General features: G+C 68.5%; 15 protein-coding genes. 2 read left to right on the forward strand and 13 right to left on the reverse strand.

Features of this window, described 5'->3' with window-relative positions; translation table 11 throughout:
- Window positions 1-3: 3 nt before the first annotated feature.
- The 7 genes from QWJ37_RS11840 to QWJ37_RS11870 form a co-directional block, all read right to left on the reverse strand.
- Entirely contained in the window at window positions 4-1,407 is a 1,404-nt protein-coding gene (locus QWJ37_RS11840; RefSeq protein ID WP_290245374.1) for an MFS transporter, read from the reverse strand.
- Window positions 1,408-1,475: 68 nt separating this feature from the next.
- Window positions 1,476-2,264 carry a type II CAAX endopeptidase family protein gene (locus tag QWJ37_RS11845; protein ID WP_227904343.1) on the reverse strand — a complete coding sequence of 263 codons (789 nt, stop codon included), beginning with the start codon at window positions 2,262-2,264 and terminating at the stop codon, window positions 1,476-1,478.
- A 195-nt stretch (window positions 2,265-2,459) separates the two neighbouring features.
- Entirely contained in the window at window positions 2,460-3,689 is a 1,230-nt protein-coding gene (hutI, locus tag QWJ37_RS11850; RefSeq protein ID WP_290245375.1) for an imidazolonepropionase, read from the reverse strand.
- On the reverse strand, window positions 3,686-5,095 hold the full coding sequence (locus QWJ37_RS11855) for a formimidoylglutamate deiminase (RefSeq protein ID WP_290245376.1): 1,410 nt from the start codon (window positions 5,093-5,095) through the stop codon (window positions 3,686-3,688). Before QWJ37_RS11855 ends, hutI begins: the two co-directional genes overlap by 4 nt.
- Complete coding sequence (locus tag QWJ37_RS11860) at window positions 5,092-6,297, reverse strand: allantoate amidohydrolase (protein ID WP_290245377.1); 1,206 nt, start codon at window positions 6,295-6,297, stop codon at window positions 5,092-5,094. Before QWJ37_RS11860 ends, QWJ37_RS11855 begins: the two co-directional genes overlap by 4 nt.
- A gap of 10 nt (window positions 6,298-6,307) precedes the next feature.
- Window positions 6,308-7,993 (reverse strand): urocanate hydratase, encoded by a 1,686-nt coding sequence (gene hutU, locus QWJ37_RS11865; RefSeq protein ID WP_227928959.1) that lies wholly within the window; start codon window positions 7,991-7,993, stop codon window positions 6,308-6,310.
- A gap of 127 nt (window positions 7,994-8,120) precedes the next feature.
- Complete coding sequence (locus tag QWJ37_RS11870) at window positions 8,121-8,993, reverse strand: IclR family transcriptional regulator (protein WP_290245378.1); 873 nt, start codon at window positions 8,991-8,993, stop codon at window positions 8,121-8,123.
- Window positions 8,994-9,156: 163 nt separating this feature from the next.
- Between QWJ37_RS11870 and hutH the strand changes: the two genes are divergently transcribed.
- Entirely contained in the window at window positions 9,157-10,728 is a 1,572-nt protein-coding gene (gene hutH, locus QWJ37_RS11875; RefSeq protein WP_227904337.1) for a histidine ammonia-lyase, read from the forward strand.
- Between the two features lie 110 nt (window positions 10,729-10,838).
- Window positions 10,839-11,138 carry an acylphosphatase gene (locus QWJ37_RS11880; protein ID WP_290245379.1) on the forward strand — a complete coding sequence of 100 codons (300 nt, stop codon included), beginning with the start codon at window positions 10,839-10,841 and terminating at the stop codon, window positions 11,136-11,138.
- A 243-nt stretch (window positions 11,139-11,381) separates the two neighbouring features.
- Here the strand turns inward: QWJ37_RS11880 and QWJ37_RS11885 are convergent, their stop codons facing one another.
- The 6 genes from QWJ37_RS11885 to gatA all read right to left on the reverse strand — a co-directional run bounded on the left by QWJ37_RS11885 (window position 11,382) and on the right by gatA (window position 18,522).
- Window positions 11,382-12,350 (reverse strand): hypothetical protein, encoded by a 969-nt coding sequence (locus tag QWJ37_RS11885; protein WP_290245380.1) that lies wholly within the window; start codon window positions 12,348-12,350, stop codon window positions 11,382-11,384.
- A 185-nt stretch (window positions 12,351-12,535) separates the two neighbouring features.
- Window positions 12,536-13,651, reverse strand: coding sequence for an FAD-dependent oxidoreductase (locus tag QWJ37_RS11890; protein WP_290245381.1), 1,116 nt, complete (start codon window positions 13,649-13,651; stop codon window positions 12,536-12,538).
- A complete protein-coding gene (locus tag QWJ37_RS11895; RefSeq protein ID WP_290245382.1) occupies window positions 13,648-14,454 on the reverse strand; it encodes a hypothetical protein in 807 nt (268 codons plus the stop codon). Before QWJ37_RS11895 ends, QWJ37_RS11890 begins: the two co-directional genes overlap by 4 nt.
- Window positions 14,455-15,357, reverse strand: a complete 903-nt coding sequence (locus QWJ37_RS11900) for an aminoglycoside phosphotransferase family protein (RefSeq protein WP_290245383.1) — start codon at window positions 15,355-15,357, stop codon at window positions 14,455-14,457.
- A 144-nt stretch (window positions 15,358-15,501) separates the two neighbouring features.
- Entirely contained in the window at window positions 15,502-17,019 is a 1,518-nt protein-coding gene (gene gatB, locus QWJ37_RS11905) for an Asp-tRNA(Asn)/Glu-tRNA(Gln) amidotransferase subunit GatB (RefSeq protein ID WP_227904326.1), read from the reverse strand.
- Window positions 17,020-18,522 carry an Asp-tRNA(Asn)/Glu-tRNA(Gln) amidotransferase subunit GatA gene (gene gatA, locus QWJ37_RS11910; protein ID WP_227904325.1) on the reverse strand — a complete coding sequence of 501 codons (1,503 nt, stop codon included), beginning with the start codon at window positions 18,520-18,522 and terminating at the stop codon, window positions 17,020-17,022. It lies immediately after the preceding gene.
- Between the last annotated feature and the right edge of the window lie 8 nt (window positions 18,523-18,530).

Consider the following 18,530-nt stretch of genomic DNA (forward strand, 5'->3'; position numbering starts at 1 on the left):
GTGTCACGGGGCTGTGTTCTCCTTCTTTTCGGCAGTTTTTTGCCCGGCCCCGGTTGCCGGCCCGGATGCCGCACCGGCGGCAGGCGGGTGCTGGGTGTCGTGCAGAGTGTTCAGCCGGTGCAGCAAATACACCGGCACTATGGTCAGCAGGGCCACTGCGGCGGCGGCCAGGAAAATCCACGGGGTGGGCACCTGGCGGAGCACTCCGAGGTCCAGATAGGTTTCATTGGCCCCGATGATCACCGCCGAGCCGATGAACGGCCCCACCACCATGGGGATCATTACGGCGAAGATCATCCGCAGGCCCTGCACGTTACCGGCCCGTCCGGGCGGAGTGAAATCCCGGACCGAGGCCATCACTGCGGCGGTGGCCAGCAGGAACCCGGCCATCATCACCGTCCCGGCGAGCATGACCGGTCCCTGGCCGCGGGCGAAGAACATACCGGCCGCACCAACCACCATGACTCCGGCGGCGGGCAGGATGGCACGGATTTTCCCGATCCGGTCGATCAGCCGCCCGCCGGCCACGCTGGCAACGGAAGCCGCCACCAGGACCACGGCCAGGGGCAGGGCATAATTCTCAATCCGCAGGAAACGCTGCAGGTAGATGATCAGGTACGGCAGGAAGATCTGCGCTGCGATGCCCAGCACGGCGGCGGCCGCCAGAACCAGGTACAGCCCGGGCGAGTCCCGGACCGCTGAGGGACGCAGGCCGTGCACCAGGGACCGCAGGTAGTTCTCCGCCCCCGGGGCAGCGTCCGGGTGCTCACGGACCAGGAACCAGGACAACACCCCCACAGCTGCCGTTGTCAGCCCGATGACGGCGAAGAACTCCTGCCACATGCCCGCGCGCGTCATCCCGTCGAGGGCGCCGAAGACCACCAGCATGGACAGCAGCGGCATGATCGACAGGACCGAATCCACGCGGCCCCGGTTGGCCGGCACCGTGGAATCGGTGACCCAGGCGTTGAACGCGGCGTCGTTGGCGCCGGAGCCGAAGAAGGAGAGCAGGCAGTCCAACGCCACCACGGCGACGACGCTCAGCACCACGGCATCCCGCGCCGGCCCCAGCGCAGCGGCGGCATCCACGGAGATGAACCCGAACGCGGCGGTGCAGCCGCCCCAGAGAACATAGCCGGTGGAAATGAAGATCCGCCGCCGGCGCAACCGGTCCGAGGCGGAGCCGACCAGCAGGGAGGCAACCGTGGCGGTCACGGCGCTGGCGGCGACCATCCCTGCCAGGACGGTGGGGTTGTCGGTGATGGTGTTGTAGACGAACACGTTCAGGTACATGTTCTCCACGGTCCATGCCAGCTGGCCGGTCAGCCCCAGTATCACCAGTGCCGCCCAGGTCCGTCCGCCGAGAGCCGCCGTCGGCCGGTCCGTGCGGGGGCGAAGCGGTGGCATGGGACTCCTCATCGGCGGGGGTTGTGCTGCACCATACCAGCAGCTTGTGCCCGGACCGGGCAGGCGGGTCAGTTCCCTATTCCGATGGCCGGCCCAAACAGGGCAAAACCGACGAATCCGGTAATGTCCACCAGCGCGTGGGCGATCACCAGTGGCATAACCCGTTTGGTTTTCAGGTACACGAAACCGAAGATCAGCCCCATCAGGAAGTTGCCGATCCCGGGGCCGATCCCCTGGTACAGGTGGTAGCTGGCCCGGATCAGGGCGCTGGTGAGGATGATGGCCGGCGCGCTCCAGCCCAGCTGCCGCAGGCGCAGGAACAGGTAGCCCACCACAATCACCTCTTCGAGCACCGCGTGCCTGAGTGCCGAGAGAATCAGGACCGGCAGCGTCCACCAATAGGTATCCAGTGCGGCGGGGACCAACGCCGTGGTGATGCCCAGGGCACGGCCGGCGGCGTAGACACCCAGGGTCCCTACACAGATCAGCGCCGCCAGTCCGGCGCCCAGCAGGAAGTCATGCACGGGCCGGGCGAAGGTGAAGCCGATCCGCCGGAACGCTGATTTCCCCGGCTCGGTCAGCAGGTACAGGACCAGTGCCACGGGAAGCAGGGAGAAGAAAATGCCCAGCAGCTGGTAGGTGAGGTCGAACCAGGGCTGTTCATCCAGCACCGGGTTCAGTGTGGTGGTCTGGGAACCAAGAGGCGCTTCGGTGGCCTTCTCGATCAGCTCGACGACGGCGTAGACGCCGGAGCGGCCCAGGGACAGCCCCAGCACAATCAGAATCTCGAAAACCAGCATCCGGCGGGCCCGGGGGTCCAGGGAACCGTCCGGCGCGGAAGGGAAGGCAGCGCGCATGGACTCCATTGTGCCGGAAGGGGTCAGGCCCGCATCGAAAAGGCACGATTTACCGTTTCGGGAATCGAAACGGCACGATTTACAGGTTTCGTCCGTAAAAACGGTAATTTGTGACTTCTCGATTCGCCGGCGGTGCGTCATGCGCCCTCAGCCCGCATCCCGCAGCCCCGGTCACCGACGCACCCCCGCCGGAAGTCAGCCGCGGACCGGCTCCCCGGCCCTAAACACCATGCCGGTCAGCGGCATCCCCGGCCGGTAGGCCAGATGCGCGGCTGAGGGCGCGTTCAGCAGCTGCAGATCCGCGCGGTGCCCGACGGCGAGGGACCCCACCGCCCTGGCGCCGTCCCGGTCCTCCCCGGTGTGCACCCGCAGCGCCAAAGCACCGCCGTAGGTGGCTGCCCGGACGGCTTCGGCCACGGTCAGCCCCATCTGCAGCACCGCCGTTGCGACGCAGAAATTCATTGAGCTGGTGAAGGAGGTGCCCGGATTGCAGTTCGATGCCAGCGCCACCTGCACCCCGGCATCCAGCAGCCGGCGGGCCGGGGCCAGCGGCGCACGGGTAGACAGGTCGCAGGCCGGCAGGCAGGTTGCCACAGTGCCCGGGGTACCCGTGCCGGCCGTGCCGTCCCAGTCGGTCCAGGTGCCGGCGAGCGCCGCCACGTCGGCGTCGGAGAGGTGGTTCACGTGGTCCACGCTGGCCGCGCCAAACTCCGCTGCCAGGGCGGCACCGGCACCGGGGCCCAGCTGGTTGCCGTGGACGCGCAGTCCCAGCCCGGCCGCCTGTCCGGCGGCCAGGACGCGGCGGGACTGGTCTGCGGTGAAGGCTCCTTCCTCGCAGAACACATCGATCCACTGCACATAGGGGCGGACGGCGGTGAGCATCGGCCCGCAGACCAGCTCCGTATACTCCTCCGGATCGGCTCCGGGCGGAACCAGATGGGCGCCGAGGAACGTGACCGTGTCCGCCACGGTGGACGCGATCCTGGCGCTGCGCGCCTCCTCCTCCACGGTCAGCCCGTAACCGGTTTTGGTTTCCAGGTAGGTGGTGCCGCCCGCGGCCGCTTCGGCCGCCCTGGCCATTAGCAGCCGGGTCAGGTCATAGTCCGACGCCGAGCGGGTTGCTTCGGTGGTGACGGCAATCCCTCCGGCGGCATACGGCTCCCCCGCCATCCGTGCCTCGAACTCCGCACTACGGTCCCCGGCGAACACCAGATGGGTGTGCGAGTCCACCCAGCCGGGCAGCCCGGCCCGCCCGCCGGCGTCGAACACCTCGTCCGCCGCCGGCGCCTGCGGTGCGGGACCGATCCAGCTGATCCGCTCGCCCTCAAACGCTATGGCGGCGTTGCGGAGCACCGGGTCCGGGCGGCGGTGGTCCTGGGTGGACAGCTCGCCGATGTTGGTAATAAGAAGGGAGGCCGGTGTCACGGGCGGGCACGTCCTTGCGGGTCGGGTAGGGAATCCGCCGCCGCCAGGGCGCCGGCGAGCAGGGCTGCCGGATCCCCCAGCACGGCGTGGTGTCCGTCCCGGGCGAGGATCCGCCCCGCCACCACGACTGTACGCACATCCGCAGCGGTGGCCGTCAGCGCCAGCTGCTCCGGCCGGCTTCCGGCGGTGCGGACCGAAGCCGGGTCCATCACCATCAGGTCACAGGCGTTTCCGACGGCGAGTCCCGGCGCAGGCCTCCCCATCGCCCGGGCACCGGCGTCGGAAACGGCCCGGTGCAGAAGGGCCGGGGCAAACCTGCCGCGCTCCCCCGAGCCAAGCCGCTCCCCGTACTCCAGGGCGCGCATCTCCTGCCACGGATCGACGACGGCGTGCTGGTCAGTTCCCAGCGCAATCCCGGCTCCGGCGTCGCGCAACCGGGCAGCGGGGCCGATACCGTCCGCCAGGTCCGCCTCCGTGGTGGGGCACAGCACCACGGTGGCTCCCGCCCCGCCGAGAATGCCGATGTCCTCCCCGCTCAGATGGGTGGCGTGGACCGCCGACAGCCGGCCGGTCACCAACCCGTGTTTATGCAGCAACCCGGTGGGAGTCATCCCGGTAGCCGCCAGACATGCCTCGTTTTCCGCCGGCTGTTCGGAGAGGTGGATGTGCAGGGGCAGGTCCGGATCCAGCCCGGCAGCCACCTCGGCCAGTGCCTCCTCCGGGACGCCGCGGACCGAATGCAGGGCTGCGGCCACGCTGATCTGCGCCGGATCGAAGTCGTTGGCAAACGCCGTGCGGAGCGATGCCAGCCGGGTGAGCCAGCCGTCTGCGCCGGCATCCCCGAAGCGCAGCTGTTCGGCGGACAGGGCGGTGCCGAATCCGCCCGAGAGGTACGCGGTGTCCAGGAGGGTGAGCCGGATGCCGGTGGCGAGGGCGGCGCGGGCCAGGGCGCGTTCCATCGCGTGCGCAGGGGCGTAGGGACTGCCGTCCGGGTGATGGTGGAGGTAGTGGAACTCCGCCACGGAGGTCCACCCGGTCACCACCATCTCGGCGAACACCGCCGTGGCGAGTTCCTCGTACAGCTCAGGGGTGAGGACCGCGGCGGCGGCGTACATCTGCTCCCGCCAGGTCCAGAAGCTGCCCGGGCCGCCGGCGTGGGTGCGCCCGCGCAGGATCCGGTGGAAGGCGTGGGAGTGGGCGTTGGACGCGGCCGGGAAGGTCACCCCGGGCAGCACCCGGTCACCCCCGCGCGCCGCCGTACCGGTTTCGACGGCGGCGATGCAGCCTGCGCCGTCGACCTCCGCCCGCACGCCCCGGGATATCCGCCCGTCCAGCAACGCCTGTTCGCACCAGAAGAAACGCTCCACCGGAAGGTCAGCCCATACCCCGGCAGCTTTGCCGCTCACAGCAGGTCCGCAAGGACATCGGCCAGTGCTGCGGTTCCCGCGTCCGCGTCAGCCGGTTCCACGTGTTCCTCCGGCGAATGCGAGATGCCGGTGGGGTTGCGGACAAACAGCATCCCGGCAGGGACGTGGCCGGCGAGGATCCCTGCATCGTGTCCGGCGCCGGTGGCCAGCACCGGAGCTCCGGGCAGGGAGAGTTCCAGGCTGCGCCGGAGCATGGGCTCGAACTCCGTTGTCCCGGTCCATGACTCGCGCGAGAGGCTCACGGTGCAGCCCTCGAATGCAGCGATCTTTTGTGCCTTGCCGTGGATGGTGTCCACCAGTTCCAGGGTGACTGTGTCCCGGGGGTGCCGGGCGTCCAGCCACAGGTCCACCCGGGAGGCAATGACGTTGGTACCGCCGGGCACGGGGGAAATCCTGCCCACTGTGGCCCGGGCGCCGTCCACCGCGGCGGCGGTCTGCTGCACGGCCACAATAATGTGCGCTGCAGCAACCATCGGATCGGCACGGTCGGCCATCGCGGTGGTGCCTGCGTGGTTGCCTTCTCCGCGTATGCTCAGCCGCCAGCGGCCGTGGCCCAGGACGGAACCGCCGACGGCGACTGCCGGGCCGCCGTCGCCCAGTCCCCTGCCCTGCTCCACGTGCAGTTCCACGAAGTCCCCGATCCTGGCCAGGGCCGGCTCGTCCCGGCCCAGCCGGTCGGGGTCCAGCCCGTGGGCGCGGACCGCCTCGGCGAAGGTGGTGCCGTCGGCGTCACGCAGGTTCCGTGCAGTATCCGGATCGATGGCGCCGGTCAGGAGCCGGGAGCCCAGGCACGCAACGCCGAACCGGGATCCCTCCTCCTCCGGAAAGACGGCAACCGCCAGTGACCGTCGGGGCTGCACGCCGCGGCTGCGCAGCAGGTCGACGGCCGCGAGCGCCGAGGCGATCCCCAGCGGACCGTCGAACGCGCCGCCGCCCGGAACGGAGTCCAGATGGCTCCCGGTGACCAGTGCCCCGGCCTGCGGCGGCCCCCACCAGGCCCAGAGAATCCCGTTGCGGTCAGTCTCCGTATCCAGTCCGCGACGCTGCGCCTCGGCGGTGAACCAGCTGCGCAGGTCCAGTTCGGCGGTGGAAAATACCGGACGGGAGTAGCCGCCGCGCCGGCGGTCACGGCCGGTGTCCGCGATCGCTGCGAGCAGTGGGTTAACGCCGGAGCTGTCCATGGTCCGGACCCTATTCGTTCATGGGGATTCGGATGCCGCGCTCTGCTGCGACATCGTGCGCCCGCGCGTATCCGGCGTCGGCGTGGCGCATCACTCCGGTGCCGGGATCATTGGTGAGCAGCGTTTCCAGCTTGCGGGCGGCCAGCTCGGTGCCGTCCGCCACGCCTACCTGGCCGGCGTGGATGGACCGGCCGATCCCCACACCGCCGCCGTGATGCAGCGATACCCAGGTGGCGCCGGAGGCCGTATTGAGCAGGGCGTTCAGCAACGGCCAGTCCGCAATGGCATCCGACCCGTCTGCCATGGCCTCGGTTTCCCGGTACGGGGAAGCCACGGAGCCGGAATCCAGGTGGTCGCGGCCAATGACGATGGGCGCGCTGACCCTGCCTTCGGCCACGAGCCGGTTGAACAGCAGGCCGGCCCTGGCCCGCTCCCCGTAGCCCAGCCAGCAGATCCGTGCCGGCAGTCCCTCGAACTCCACGTGTTCGGCGGCGGCGTCGATCCAGCGGTGCAGCCGGGTGTTCTCCGGGAACAGCTCCTTGATGGCTGCGTCCGTGACGGCAATATCCGCCGGGTCCCCGGAGAGCGCCACCCAGCGGAACGGGCCCATCCCCTCGCAGAACAGCGGCCTGATGTAGGCGGGCACAAACCCGGGAAAGTCGAAGGCGCGGGCGTAACCGCCCTGGCGGGCCTCGTCCCGGATGGAGTTGCCGTAGTCGAAGACCTCCGCCCCGGCGTCCTGGAAGCCCACCATGGCCGCGACCTGGCGTGCCATGGACTCACGTGCCTGTTTGGTGAATCCGTCCGGGTCCGCTGCCGCTTCGGCGTGCCAGCGGTCCACCGGGATGCCTGCCGGCAGGTAGCTCAGCGGGTCGTGGGCCGAGGTCTGGTCAGTGACGATGTCCACCGTAATCTCCCCGGCGTGACGGCGCCGCAGCAGCTCTTCAAACACCTCGGCGGCGTTGCCGACCACGCCCACGGACAACGCCCGCTTTTCGGTCCGGGCCGCCATTACCCGGGCGACGGCGGTGTCCAGGTCCGGTGCCACCTCGTCCAGATAGCGCTTGGCGGCACGGCGCTGCAGCCGGGTTTCGTCCACGTCCACAATCAGCACCGCTCCGCCGTTCAGGGTCACGGCCAGCGGCTGCGCACCGCCCATTCCTCCGCACCCGCCGGTAAGCGTCAGCGTTCCGGCCAGGGTGGCGTTGCCATCCCCGAAGAGTTTGCGGGCCACGGCACCGAAGGTTTCATACGTGCCCTGCAGGATGCCCTGGGTGCCGATGTAGATCCAGGACCCGGCAGTCATCTGCCCGTACATCATCAGGCCTTCAGCTTCGAGCCGCCGGAACTCGGGCCAGGTGGCCCAGTCCCCCACCAGGTTGGAGTTGGCAATCAGCACCCGCGGGGCCCATTCGTGGGTGCGGAAGACACCCACCGGCTTGCCGGACTGGACCAGCAGCGTCTCATCCCCGGCCAGGGTGGACAGGGTCGCGATGATGGCGTCATAGGCTTCCCAGCTGCGCGCTGCGCGCCCGGTACCGCCGTAGACCACCAGGTCCGCCGGCCGTTCCGCCACCTCGGGGTCCAGGTTGTTCATCAGCATGCGCAGCGGTGCTTCGGTCTGCCAGCTTTTCGCGGTGAGACGGGTGCCCCGGGGTGCACTGACCTGCCGGTCCGGATCGGATGTGGTTGCCATAGCCAGACCGTAGCCCACGGACTTTCCCGTGCCGCCGCCGGAGCAGTCGCTTTCTGGGATACCAGACAGCACCCGTTCCGGGGATCGGTGCCCGTGATTGCCGGGGTTCCGGGCGGCGCCCCGCCGGTTACGGTCCGGCAGGGGCGCCGAGCCGCCGGGAGATTTCAACAGCGCAGCGGTTCAGCTCCGGCAGGTATTCCTCCGCCAGGGCCTCGACGGCGGCAGCCGGGGCGGCGGAAACGGACCTGGCGGGGGCAGCGTGTCCGGCGGGGGCGGAGTGGCCGGGCCGGTCGGGCAGGGCGCTTGGCCCGGGGATGGCATGCCGGGTGGGCACCGTCACCGTGACACTGGCCACCGCATGTCCGGCACGGTCCAGGACAGGTACGGCCAGGGAGGAGAAGCCGTCTGAGACCTCGTCCTCCTCCCACGCGTAGCCGCGCTCCCGCACCTGTTCCAGCAGTCCGCTCAGGGAGGGACCCCCCGTGCGGGAGGACCGCATCACGTCCGCTTCCGGATACAGGGCCCGCAGCTGGGACGGGTTCATCGGGGCCAGCATGGCCCGCCCGCTGGCGGTGCGGTGGGCCGGAAGCCGTACCCCGGCGTCGGTCACCAGTGGGGGCTGCCGCGGCGCACGTTCCTCGATCACGTAGATAACGTCGGCTCCCTGCAGCACCGCCAGATGCGCGGTGGCCCGGGTGCGGGTGACGAGCTTCCGCAACGGAAATCTCCCGATGCGCTGCAGAGGCGCCTGCCGGGCGTATCCGGTGCCCAGTTCATGGGCGGTGGCACCTAGCGCATACTTGCTCTCCTCCGGCAGGTGCACTGCAAAACCGTCGGCCACCAGCGCGGCAAGCAGATGATAGGTAGTGGAACGGGGCAGGGAGAGATCCCTGGCCACGGCACCGGCGCTGACCGGCCCGGCCTGCCGGCCAAGGTAGCGGAGGATGGACAGGACCTGCGCCGCCGCCGGGACCTGGACGCGGGAATAACTGGCGGACATGGGCTGAGTCTAGGGCAGTGTCTGGTATCCCAGAAACGGAATGCGCCCGGAACGTAGGTTTGGTGCCGCAGCGGTGGTGAGATGGAAGCTCGCAGCATACCGGCCGGGACTGCACGGGCAGCCGGCATGAAACGGAGAGTTTTCTCCGCGAGGACGGAGAGAAATGCACGTTGAACAGGGCCTTGAGGCCGTTGAGCTGGGGACCGGGCCGCTGGCGGCGCGGGACATCGTGGCGGTGGCCCGGCACGGGGCCAGGGTGGATCTTGCCCCCGAGGCGCTGGCCGCCATGGCCTCCTCACGCAGCGTCATCGACAACCTGGCAGCGGATGACAAACCCCACTACGGTGTCTCCACCGGGTTCGGCGCCCTGGCCGTCAAGCAGATCCCGCCGTACCAGCGGACCCAGCTGCAGCGCTCACTGATCCGCAGCCACGCGGCGTCGTCGGGCGCTGAAGTGGACCGCGAGGTGGTGCGTGCGCTCATGCTCAACCGTCTCTCCACGCTGGCTACCGGCCGGACGGGCGTACGTCCCGGGATTGCCCTGGCCTACGCCGGACTCCTGAACGCGGGTATCACCCCCGTTGTCGGGGAATACGGTTCGCTGGGATGCTCCGGTGATTTGGCGCCTCTGTCCCACTGTGCCCTGGCCCTGATGGGCGAGGGGGAGGTTCGGACGCCGGATGGCCGGATGCTCCCCGCGGCGACAGCGCTCGCGGACGCCGGACTCACTCCCGTGCAGCTGAGGGAGAAGGAAGGCCTTGCGCTGATCAACGGTACGGACGGAATGCTGGGCATGCTGACACTGGCGCTCGCGGATCTGCACCGCCTGCTGTCCACCGCGGATCTGGCCGCCGCCATGAGTGTTGAAGGGCTGCTGGGCAGCGACTCGGTGTTCGCGGCAGACCTTCAGGAACTGCGTCCGCAGCACGGCCAGGCCGAGTCCGCCGCCAACATCCGGTCCATACTCGCCGGTTCGGTGCTGATCGAGGAGCACAAGACCGGCGGTTTCACCCGCGTGCAGGACGCGTATTCGCTCCGTTGCGCTCCCCAGGTCCATGGCGCTGCACGGTCCACGCTGGCCCACGCGGAAAGCGTGGCCGCCGCTGAGCGCGCCTCCGCCGTCGACAATCCGGTGGTGACCCCGGACGGACGGCTGGAATCCAATGGCAACTTCCACGGTGCGCCGGTGGCCTATGTGCTGGATTTCCTGGCCATTGCCGTCGCTGACGTGGCTTCCATGAGCGAACGCCGCACCGACAGGTTCCTGGACAGGTCCCGCAGCCACGGACTGAATGCCTTCCTGGCCCACGACCCAGGGGTGGACTCGGGACACATGATCGCCCAATACACGCAGGCCGGCATCGTCTCCGAACTTAAGCGGCTCGCGGTTCCGGCGTCCGTGGATTCCATCCCGTCCTCGGCCATGCAGGAGGATCATGTCTCCATGGGCTGGGCTGCGGGGCTGAAACTGCGCCGTGCGCTGGACGGACTCACCCGGGTGCTCGCCATAGAGCTTCTAACCGCCGCCCGCGCACTGGACATGCGCGACGGCGGACTGGCCACCACACGCAGCGCCCCCGCCGTGGCGGCGGGCCGGGCCGCGATCCGGGAGGTCGTGGCCGGTCCGGGACCGGACAGGTACCTTGCCCCGGAGATCGAGGCGGTACGGGTCCTTGTGGACGGCGGCACCCTCCTGGCTGCCGTGGAGGACAGACTGGGAACCCGGCTGTACTGAGTTTTCCCTGATTCCGGGAGAACGGGCGTGCGGTGGTATGCCGGCGCTAGGCTGTGCCGATGAATAAGTGCGGATGAATAAGTGCGGATGAATAAGCAGGAGCGTCGCGGATGAATGAGCAGGAGCGCCCGGAAGGAACTGAGCGGCGGCTGACCGCCCGCGTCACCGGCGAAGTGCAGGGAGTGGGGTTCCGGTACCGGGCCCGGGGCCGTGCCGTGCAGCTGGGACTGACCGGGGCGGTTTCCAATATGCCGGATGGATCCGTGCGGTTGGTTGCCGAGGGCCGGGAGCCGGCCCTGGACGGACTCCGGGAGTATCTGCGCGGCCCGGAAGCTCCGGGTGTGGTGACCGGCGTCGAAGAATTCTTCTCACCTGCCACCGGCGAATTTCCCGATTTCCGGGCGGAATAGCCCCTGGCTTCCCTGCCACGGCGGCACCGGAAACAAACACCCGTTAAAAGGAAAACGCCGGCAGACTTGGGGCTGGTTGGGGGAAACAACCCTAGTCTGCCGGCGCCGGACCGGTCACTACTCGGTCCATTCATCACTCGCACCCTTATGAGGTACTAACTACGATAAGCGGCCCGTCTGGGTAGGTGCTGAAGACAACCTGACAACTACCTGAGTATTCAGGGCCCTCTGGCCCCTCCCCGATCAGGCGGCTGTGAGTTCCCGGTCGGGCTGTCGCACGGCGGCGGTGCGGACCGGACCCGCAGTGAAACCGCAGGACGGTGCTCCTTCCAGGCGCGGCAGGATTTCCTGCTCTGCGGTGCGGATGCCCGGAACGCCCATGACCGGCGCCGGAGCGGATATGTTTTCCCGCGGAGCGCTGCCGGCGTCCTTCCGGACTGCTGTACCCGCGGCCCCCGTGTTAGCGGCTGTACCCGCGGCCCCCGTGTTAGCGGCCGGTCCGGAAGGGGCCGCGGCTACCCGCTCAGCCCGGGGTGTGTTCCCCGCGGCCCCTGCTCCTTTGCCAGCAGAACCGGACTTCCGGCCGCCGGAGCTCTTCTTCGGCGTGGTGTTCGCTGCCGCGCCTGTACCCCGCGTGGCAGTCTTGGTGGCCGGGCGCGACTTACCTGCCTGTGCCTTCTTGGGCTGGGCCGGCCGCTTCGTCCCGGTCTTCTTTTTGGTGGCGGATTTATTCACCGGGGACTTGGTTTTCGCCGGCGAGACGATTGCAGCAGCTGCGGCTGCGGACTTTTCGGCTGCTGCGGCGGAGGTCAGGGCAGCCGTCCGGGCAGCGAGGGCAGCGGCTACGTCCAGGGCGTCGACCGTCTGCGGCATCCGCACGGACACGGCGGGACGGCCTGCCGGCGCGGCGGGACGTAGCGCAGCCATAATTTCCTCGGTGGCCGAACGCGTGGTGTCAACAAAAACGGCTGCGGCGTTGTCATCCGGCATGGTTTCCACCCGCTGGCGTGCTGCCCGGGAAACGTATCGGTAAATTGCCGTGATGACCACCAGGAGGGCGGCACCCGTGCCGTAAAGCAGAATCAGGGACAAGGCCAGGGAGGTGGTTCCGCCGGAGAAGAAACCGACCCCGATAATGGCCAGAACCAGCCACAACGTACTGATAATTGTCAGGATCGAACGGACCCGGATGTAGAGGGGACGCTGCTGCACGCCAACAACTTTTGGCGGCAAGAAATCTGGCACTGAGACTGACCTTTCGGGCACTGAGTTTTCGATGCGTAGGTGTTTTCGCCGGACGGGCTTGATACCTACAACTCTAGGCATCTCTTGGTGCCCTAACGACCATACGGAGGGCCCTTGGCTGATTCGTTACAGCGGAAACAGTGAGATCTTGGTCACACTGTTATCCGGGCCGGGCTCAGTGCCCTGCTGAGCGGGTTTTCCGCTTCGGTTCCCAACAGGATTCCGGCTGCGAGCTCGGCAATGCCGGAGGAGGTTTGGAATCCGTAACCGCCCTGTCCGGCGAGCCAGAAGAAGCCCTGCACGGCCGGATCCGGGCCCACCACGGGCAGCCCGTCCTGTGTTTCGGTGCGCAGTCCGGTCCATGCCCGGGACACCCCGGTAATACCCATGGTCGTGACGCTGTTGACCAGTTCCACCAGCGCCTGCACATCGGTTTGCCGCGGCCGGGCATCCTCGGCAACGCTCGGTTCGCTTTCGGACGGCGAGATCAGCACCTGCTGCCCTTCGGGGCGGTAGTAGAAACGGTCTCCGGCATCGGCGACCATCGGTGCCCCTTCCGCCAGCGGCCGCTCGACGTCGACGACGGCGGCTGTCCGGCGGTATGGCGTCAGCCCCAGCGGGCGGGCACCGAAAATGTCCGCGATGCCGTCTGCCCAGGCACCTGCTGCGTTGATCACCGTTTGGGCGCGGAACCGGCTCCCCTGCGCCGCGACCTCCCATAATCCCGCGGCCGGACCTTCCCTCCGGCCAGCCTCCCGGACGCGCTGTCCGGTCATGATGCGCCCACCGGCGGAGCACAGGCGCTGCCGGTGGTATTCGAGCAGCGCGTCCGTGTCGCAGGCTACCGATGTTGTGTCCAGCCCGGCGGCCGTGAAGGCTCCCGGTTTCAGCTCCGGGGCCAGCCCGAGCGCCTCCGCCGGCATGACGGGATGCATGTGCGTACTTGCCCGGTCCCGGACGGATTCCTCATCACCGATCAGCAGGAAACTGCGGGGGGTCAAAACAGGTGCGGACAGCTCGGCTTCCGCGCTTCGGATCAGAGCCAGCGTCCGCAGGGTCAGGTCCTGGACCGGGGGCGGTCCGTAACTGGGGATCAGCTGCCGGGCGGACCGGGAGGAGGTGTGATGGGCCAGTGTCTGTTCCGCTTCCACCAGCACCACGTCCGCCCCGTGGGCGACGGCCAGTTCGGCGGCCAGGGAAAGGCCCGCGATCCCACCCCCGATCACCAGGACATCGCAGGAAACCGGCGTGTTCGGCGGAACGGTCATGATGAGGTCCTTTCAACGGTGAGGAGGGTGGCGTCATCGGCGCTCTCGCCGGTCCCGGCCTGCAGGCGGCGCAGCGCCAGCAGCATTTCCTGGGCCGCCAGCGGCGACCGTGCCGCCTGCAGGAATTCGGCCGGTCCCTGCACAATGCCCAGGTCCACCGCCCGCCAGGCTCCGTCGGAGGCCAGAACCATCCGTCGGGGAGGGCCCAGACGGACCGTGCGCGCCTGATCGGCGGCCTCCACCTCGCGCCGGGCCACCCACAGCCGTCCGGGTGTATTGCGCAGTTCCCTGTCACGGATCCGCAGTTCCCGTTCCCGGAAGGGGTCGGCGGATTCTTCAGGGCGGATCCGGATGTCCGCGGGTTCGTGCGTGACGTGGACTGTGGAGCCGTCCTCCAGCTCCACCACCGCATGGCAGTCCGCCAGGGCCAGCACCTCGACCCCCTCCCCCGTGAGCTGGGCCAGGCACATCGCTGCCGACGGAAAGCGGACTCTTTCCCCGCCGACCAGGCTGGCGGCGAGCTTGTCCATGCGGCCCAGGGCATCGGCAAGGACTGCCGGTGCACTGAGGTCCGCGTTCCCCGTCCCTTCCGCGGCAACGGCAGCCTCGGTGAGCAGCCGGTCCAGCTGCCGGGCATACCAGGACGGGTCGGACGGACCCGGCAGGCCGAGCTGGGGAAGCAGCGAACTGGCGCCGTCGAGCACCCACGCCGTTGCCCCGGCGAAACCGCATTCATCCTCCTGGACGTGGTCGTCCCCCTCGATCGAAATCCGGACCGAGTGTTTCCAGCTGCCCATCCCCACTTAGGGCGTCCCTTCTCTGTCATTCGTAAGGATCTCCATGAGGGTCTCGGACCCCAGCAGGTTCAATCCGGGAGCGTCATCGGAGTTGGCCAGCAGGACGGTCGCGAGGCAGACCGCCCACCCGCGGGCACGCTGCCAGATATGCGGGTCGGCATCGTACTGCGGCCCCAGTGCGGCACGGAACGCCGTCCGGCCCGCGGCGTCGAACACCAGCCACGCTGCGGCCAGGTCCGTGGCCGGATCCCCGGCGGTCATGTCACCGAAATCGATCACTGCCTGAAGTGCCTGGTCCTTGGAGACGAGGTTCGCGGCATGCAGGTCCCCGTGCAGCCAGAGCGAAGGCCCGGGCCAGCCGGGCGCCTCACGTGCCTCTGACCAGACTTCCCGGACCCGAACCGCGTGCGGGACCATGCCGGTGTCCAGCCGCTCCTGCACTGATCTGTCCCGTTCCGGCAGCGGCCCGCCCCGGAACGGATTCCGCGGGTAGTCCGGCGGCGCGGGCCGGTGGAAGGCATTGAGGAACGAGGCCAGGCCCTCCGCCAGGGCTGTGTTGCGGTCCCGGGGCTGCAGGGAGACGTCCTGCCCGTCGAACCAGCGGGTGATGCTCCACGGCCAGGGGTAGAGCTCGCAGGGTGTGCCGGAGAACAGCGGAGCTGATGTCGGTATGGGAACCTCGGCGGTCAGCTGCGGCAGCCACTGCTGTTCATTGGCCGTCAGCCCCGCTGCGGACCGGCGGCGTGGCAGGCGGACAGCGTAGTCGGCGCCCAGCCGGTAGATGTGGTTGTCCCATCCGCTGCCGGCTACGTGCAGCTCGAGGCCGGCCAGGTCAGGCCGCTGTTCCCTTATCAGCTGCCCCACCAGTGCGGGGTCGGCGGAGATCTCAGCAGCGGGAAGGTTGGCCATTTCGAAAGCCTACCGTCAGGCCATGCCGGCCGTCTGCCGGAAATCGGAGATGACGCCTTCGGCCGGGCACGGCACGCTGACCCGGGGGCTTAACGCGAAAACCGGCCCCGGATGACCCGGGGCCGGTTTTCAGCACCAGCCTGACTAGCCCTGGACGCCCAGGCGTTCCAGGATCAGTTCGCGCACGCGGCCGGCGTCGGCCTGACCGCGGGTCGCCTTCATGACGCCGCCCACGATGGCGCCGACAGCCTGGACCTTGCCGCCGCGGATCTTGTCCGCAACGTCCGGCTGTGCGGCCAGGGCGGCGTCGATCGCTTCGAGCAGGGGCCCGTCATCGGAAACGACGGCCAGGCCGCGCTTTTCAATGACTTCCTCCGGGGTGCCTTCGCCGGCGAGCACGCCGTCGAGGACCTGGCGGGCCAGCTTGTCGTTGATTTTGCCGGCCTGCACCAGGCGGTCCAGTTCCACGATCAGTTCCGGCGTAACGCCCACGTCCACCGGATCCACTTCGGCTTCCTTGGCACGGCGGGCAACCTCACCCATCCACCATTTGCGGGCAACCTGCGCGGAAGCGCCTGCGGCAATGGTTTCCTCGATGGCTTCCATGACGCCGGCGTTCACCACGTCGCGGAACTCGGCGTCCGAGTAGCCCCAGTCTTCCTTGAGCCGCTTGCGGCGTTCAGCCGGCGGTTCGGGCAACTGGGCGCGGAGCTCTTCGATCCATTCCTTGGAGGTGACCACGGGAACGAGGTCAGGCTCGGGGAAGTACCGGTAGTCATCGGCGTCGGATTTCGGCCGGCCCGAGGTGGTGGAGCGGGTGTCCTCGTGCCAGTGCCGGGTTTCCTGGACAATCGTGTTGCCGGAGTCCAGCACGGCGGCGTGGCGCTGGATTTCGAAGCGGACGGCGCGTTCGACGGCGCGCAGCGAGTTCACGTTCTTCGTTTCCGAACGCGTGCCAAACTTCTCCTGGCCGTGCGGGCGCAGCGAAACGTTCGCGTCGCAGCGCACGTTGCCACGTTCCATCTTCGCGTCGGAAACGCCAAGGTTCTTCACGATTTCCCGGATGGCGGCCACGTAGGCCTTGGCCAGTTCGGGGGCACGGGATCCGGCGCCTTCAATGGGCTTGGTGACAATCTCCACCAGCGGCACGCCGGCACGGTTGTAGTCCACCAGGGAGAAGTCGGCGCCCTGGATGCGGCCTGCCGCACCACCCATGTGGGTGAGCTTGCCGGCGTCCTCTTCCATGTGGGCACGCTCAATCTCGACCCGGAAGACGGTGCCGTCTTCCAGCTCGATGTCCAGGTAGCCGTCGTACGCAATGGGATCTTCGTACTGGGAGGTCTGGAAGTTCTTGGGCGTGTCCGGGTAGAAGTACTGCTTCCGGGCAAAGGTGCAGGATTCGGCGATCTTGCAGTTCAGGGCCAGGCCGATCAGGATCGAGTACTCCACGGCCTTTTTGTTCACCACGGGCAGGACGCCGGGCATGCCCAGGTCCACCGGGGTGACGGCAGTGTTGGGCTCGTCGCCGAAGATGTTCGGTGCATCGGAGAACATCTTGGTTTTGGTGTTCAGCTCCACGTGGACCTCGAACCCCAGCACCGGGTCGTACTTCTCCATGGCCTCTTCGAAGGACAGGGTTTCATCCTGGATGTGGACGGACATTTACTTCACTCCTCCGAGTACGGGTGCCGAGGCCAGCAGCGGGCCGCCCCACTTCTGCTCCAGCATGCCCTCAAGGGCGGCGCCGGCGCGGTAGAGGCGGACGTCTTCGCGGGCCGGAGCCAGGAACTGGATGCCGACAGGCAGGCCGTCGGCCAGGCCGCCGGGAACCGAAATGCCCGGGACGCCGGCCATGTTGGCCGGAATGGTGGCGATGTCGTTCAGGTACATGGCCAGCGGATCGTCCAGCTTCTCGCCGAGCTTGAAGGCGGTGTTGGGCGAGGTCGGGGAAATCAGCACATCGGCCTGCGCAAACGCGGCGTCGAAGTCGCGCTGGATCAGGGTGCGCACCTTCTGGGCCGAGCCATAGTAGGCATCGTAGTAGCCGGCTGAAAGTGCGTAGGTGCCCAGGATAATGCGGCGCTTGACCTCGTCACCAAAGCCGGCGGCACGGGTGGCGCCCATAACCCGTTCGATGGTCAGCGGCGGCTCGGCGGGCAGCTCGCGCATGCCGTACCGGACGCCGTCGTACTTGGCGAGGTTCGAGGAGGCCTCGGACGGCATGATCAGGTAGTAGGCACCGAGGGCGTACTTGAAGTTGGGGCAGGAGACCTCGACGATCTCTGCGCCGGCTTCACGGAGCATCTCAACGGACTCGTTGAAGCGTGCCTGCACACCGGCTTCGTAGCCTTCGCCCTGCAGTTCCTTCACGATGCCGATCCGCATGCCGGCCACGTTGCCGTTGCGGGCGGCGTCGGCCAGGGAACCCACCGGGTCCGTGAGGGAGGTGGAGTCGCGCGGGTCGTGACCGCCAATGACTTCCTGCAGCAGAGCCGCATCCAGCACGGTGCGGGAGACCGGGCCGATCTGGTCCAACGAGGAGGCCATGGCGATGGCACCGTAGCGGGAAACACCGCCGTAGGTGGGCTTCACGCCCACGGAACCGGTGACGGCGGCGGGCTGGCGGATGGAGCCGCCGGTGTCGGTGCCCAGCGCCAGCGGAGCCTCGAAGGCGGCGACGGCGGCCGCGGACCCGCCGCCGGAGCCGCCGGGGATCCGGTCCAGGTCCCACGGGTTGCGGGTGGGCCCGTAGGCGGAGTGCTCCGTGGAGGAGCCCATGGCGAACTCGTCCAGGTTGGTCTTGCCCAGCATCGGCATCCGCGCGGCACGGATCTTGGAGATCACCGTGGCGTCGTAGGGGCTCATCCAGCCTTCGAGCATCTTCGAGCCGGCCGTGGTGGGCTGGCCCTTGGTGACAATCAGGTCCTTGATGGCGATGGGGACGCCGGCCAGTTCATGCAGCTGCTCGCCGGCGGCACGGGCCTTGTCGACGTCGGCAGCTACCTGCAGCGCCTCGTCCGTGTTCACGTGCAGGAAGGCGTTGACGGCGCCGTCGACCTCGCTGATGCGGTCCAGATGCGCCTGCGTGACCTCGACGGCGGTGACCTCGCGGGCGGCCAGCTTGGCGGCCAGCTGCGCGGCGCTCGATGTAATCAGTTCACTCATGGAAGCTT

This window comes from Arthrobacter sp. YD2, from assembly GCF_030410475.1.
Lineage (GTDB): Bacteria > Actinomycetota > Actinomycetes > Actinomycetales > Micrococcaceae > Arthrobacter_B > Arthrobacter_B zhangbolii.

Excerpts from the sequence above, each read along its gene's own strand:
- QWJ37_RS11880 (WP_290245379.1), top strand. The coding sequence starts at position 10,839 with ATGAATGAGCAGGAGCGCCCGGAAGGAACTGAGCGGCGGCTGACCGCC.
- gatB (WP_227904326.1), bottom strand. The coding sequence starts at position 17,019 with ATGTCCGTCCACATCCAGGATGAAACCCTGTCCTTCGAAGAGGCCATG.
- hutU (WP_227928959.1), bottom strand. The coding sequence starts at position 7,993 with ATGGCAACCACATCCGATCCGGACCGGCAGGTCAGTGCACCCCGGGGC.
- QWJ37_RS11845 (WP_227904343.1), bottom strand. The coding sequence starts at position 2,264 with ATGCGCGCTGCCTTCCCTTCCGCGCCGGACGGTTCCCTGGACCCCCGG.
- QWJ37_RS11840 (WP_290245374.1), bottom strand. The coding sequence starts at position 1,407 with ATGCCACCGCTTCGCCCCCGCACGGACCGGCCGACGGCGGCTCTCGGC.
- QWJ37_RS11870 (WP_290245378.1), bottom strand. The coding sequence starts at position 8,993 with ATGTCCGCCAGTTATTCCCGCGTCCAGGTCCCGGCGGCGGCGCAGGTC.
- QWJ37_RS11890 (WP_290245381.1), bottom strand. The coding sequence starts at position 13,651 with ATGACCGTTCCGCCGAACACGCCGGTTTCCTGCGATGTCCTGGTGATC.
- hutH (WP_227904337.1), top strand. The coding sequence starts at position 9,157 with ATGCACGTTGAACAGGGCCTTGAGGCCGTTGAGCTGGGGACCGGGCCG.
- QWJ37_RS11900 (WP_290245383.1), bottom strand. The coding sequence starts at position 15,357 with ATGGCCAACCTTCCCGCTGCTGAGATCTCCGCCGACCCCGCACTGGTG.
- QWJ37_RS11860 (WP_290245377.1), bottom strand. The coding sequence starts at position 6,297 with ATGGACAGCTCCGGCGTTAACCCACTGCTCGCAGCGATCGCGGACACC.
- gatA (WP_227904325.1), bottom strand. The coding sequence starts at position 18,522 with ATGAGTGAACTGATTACATCGAGCGCCGCGCAGCTGGCCGCCAAGCTG.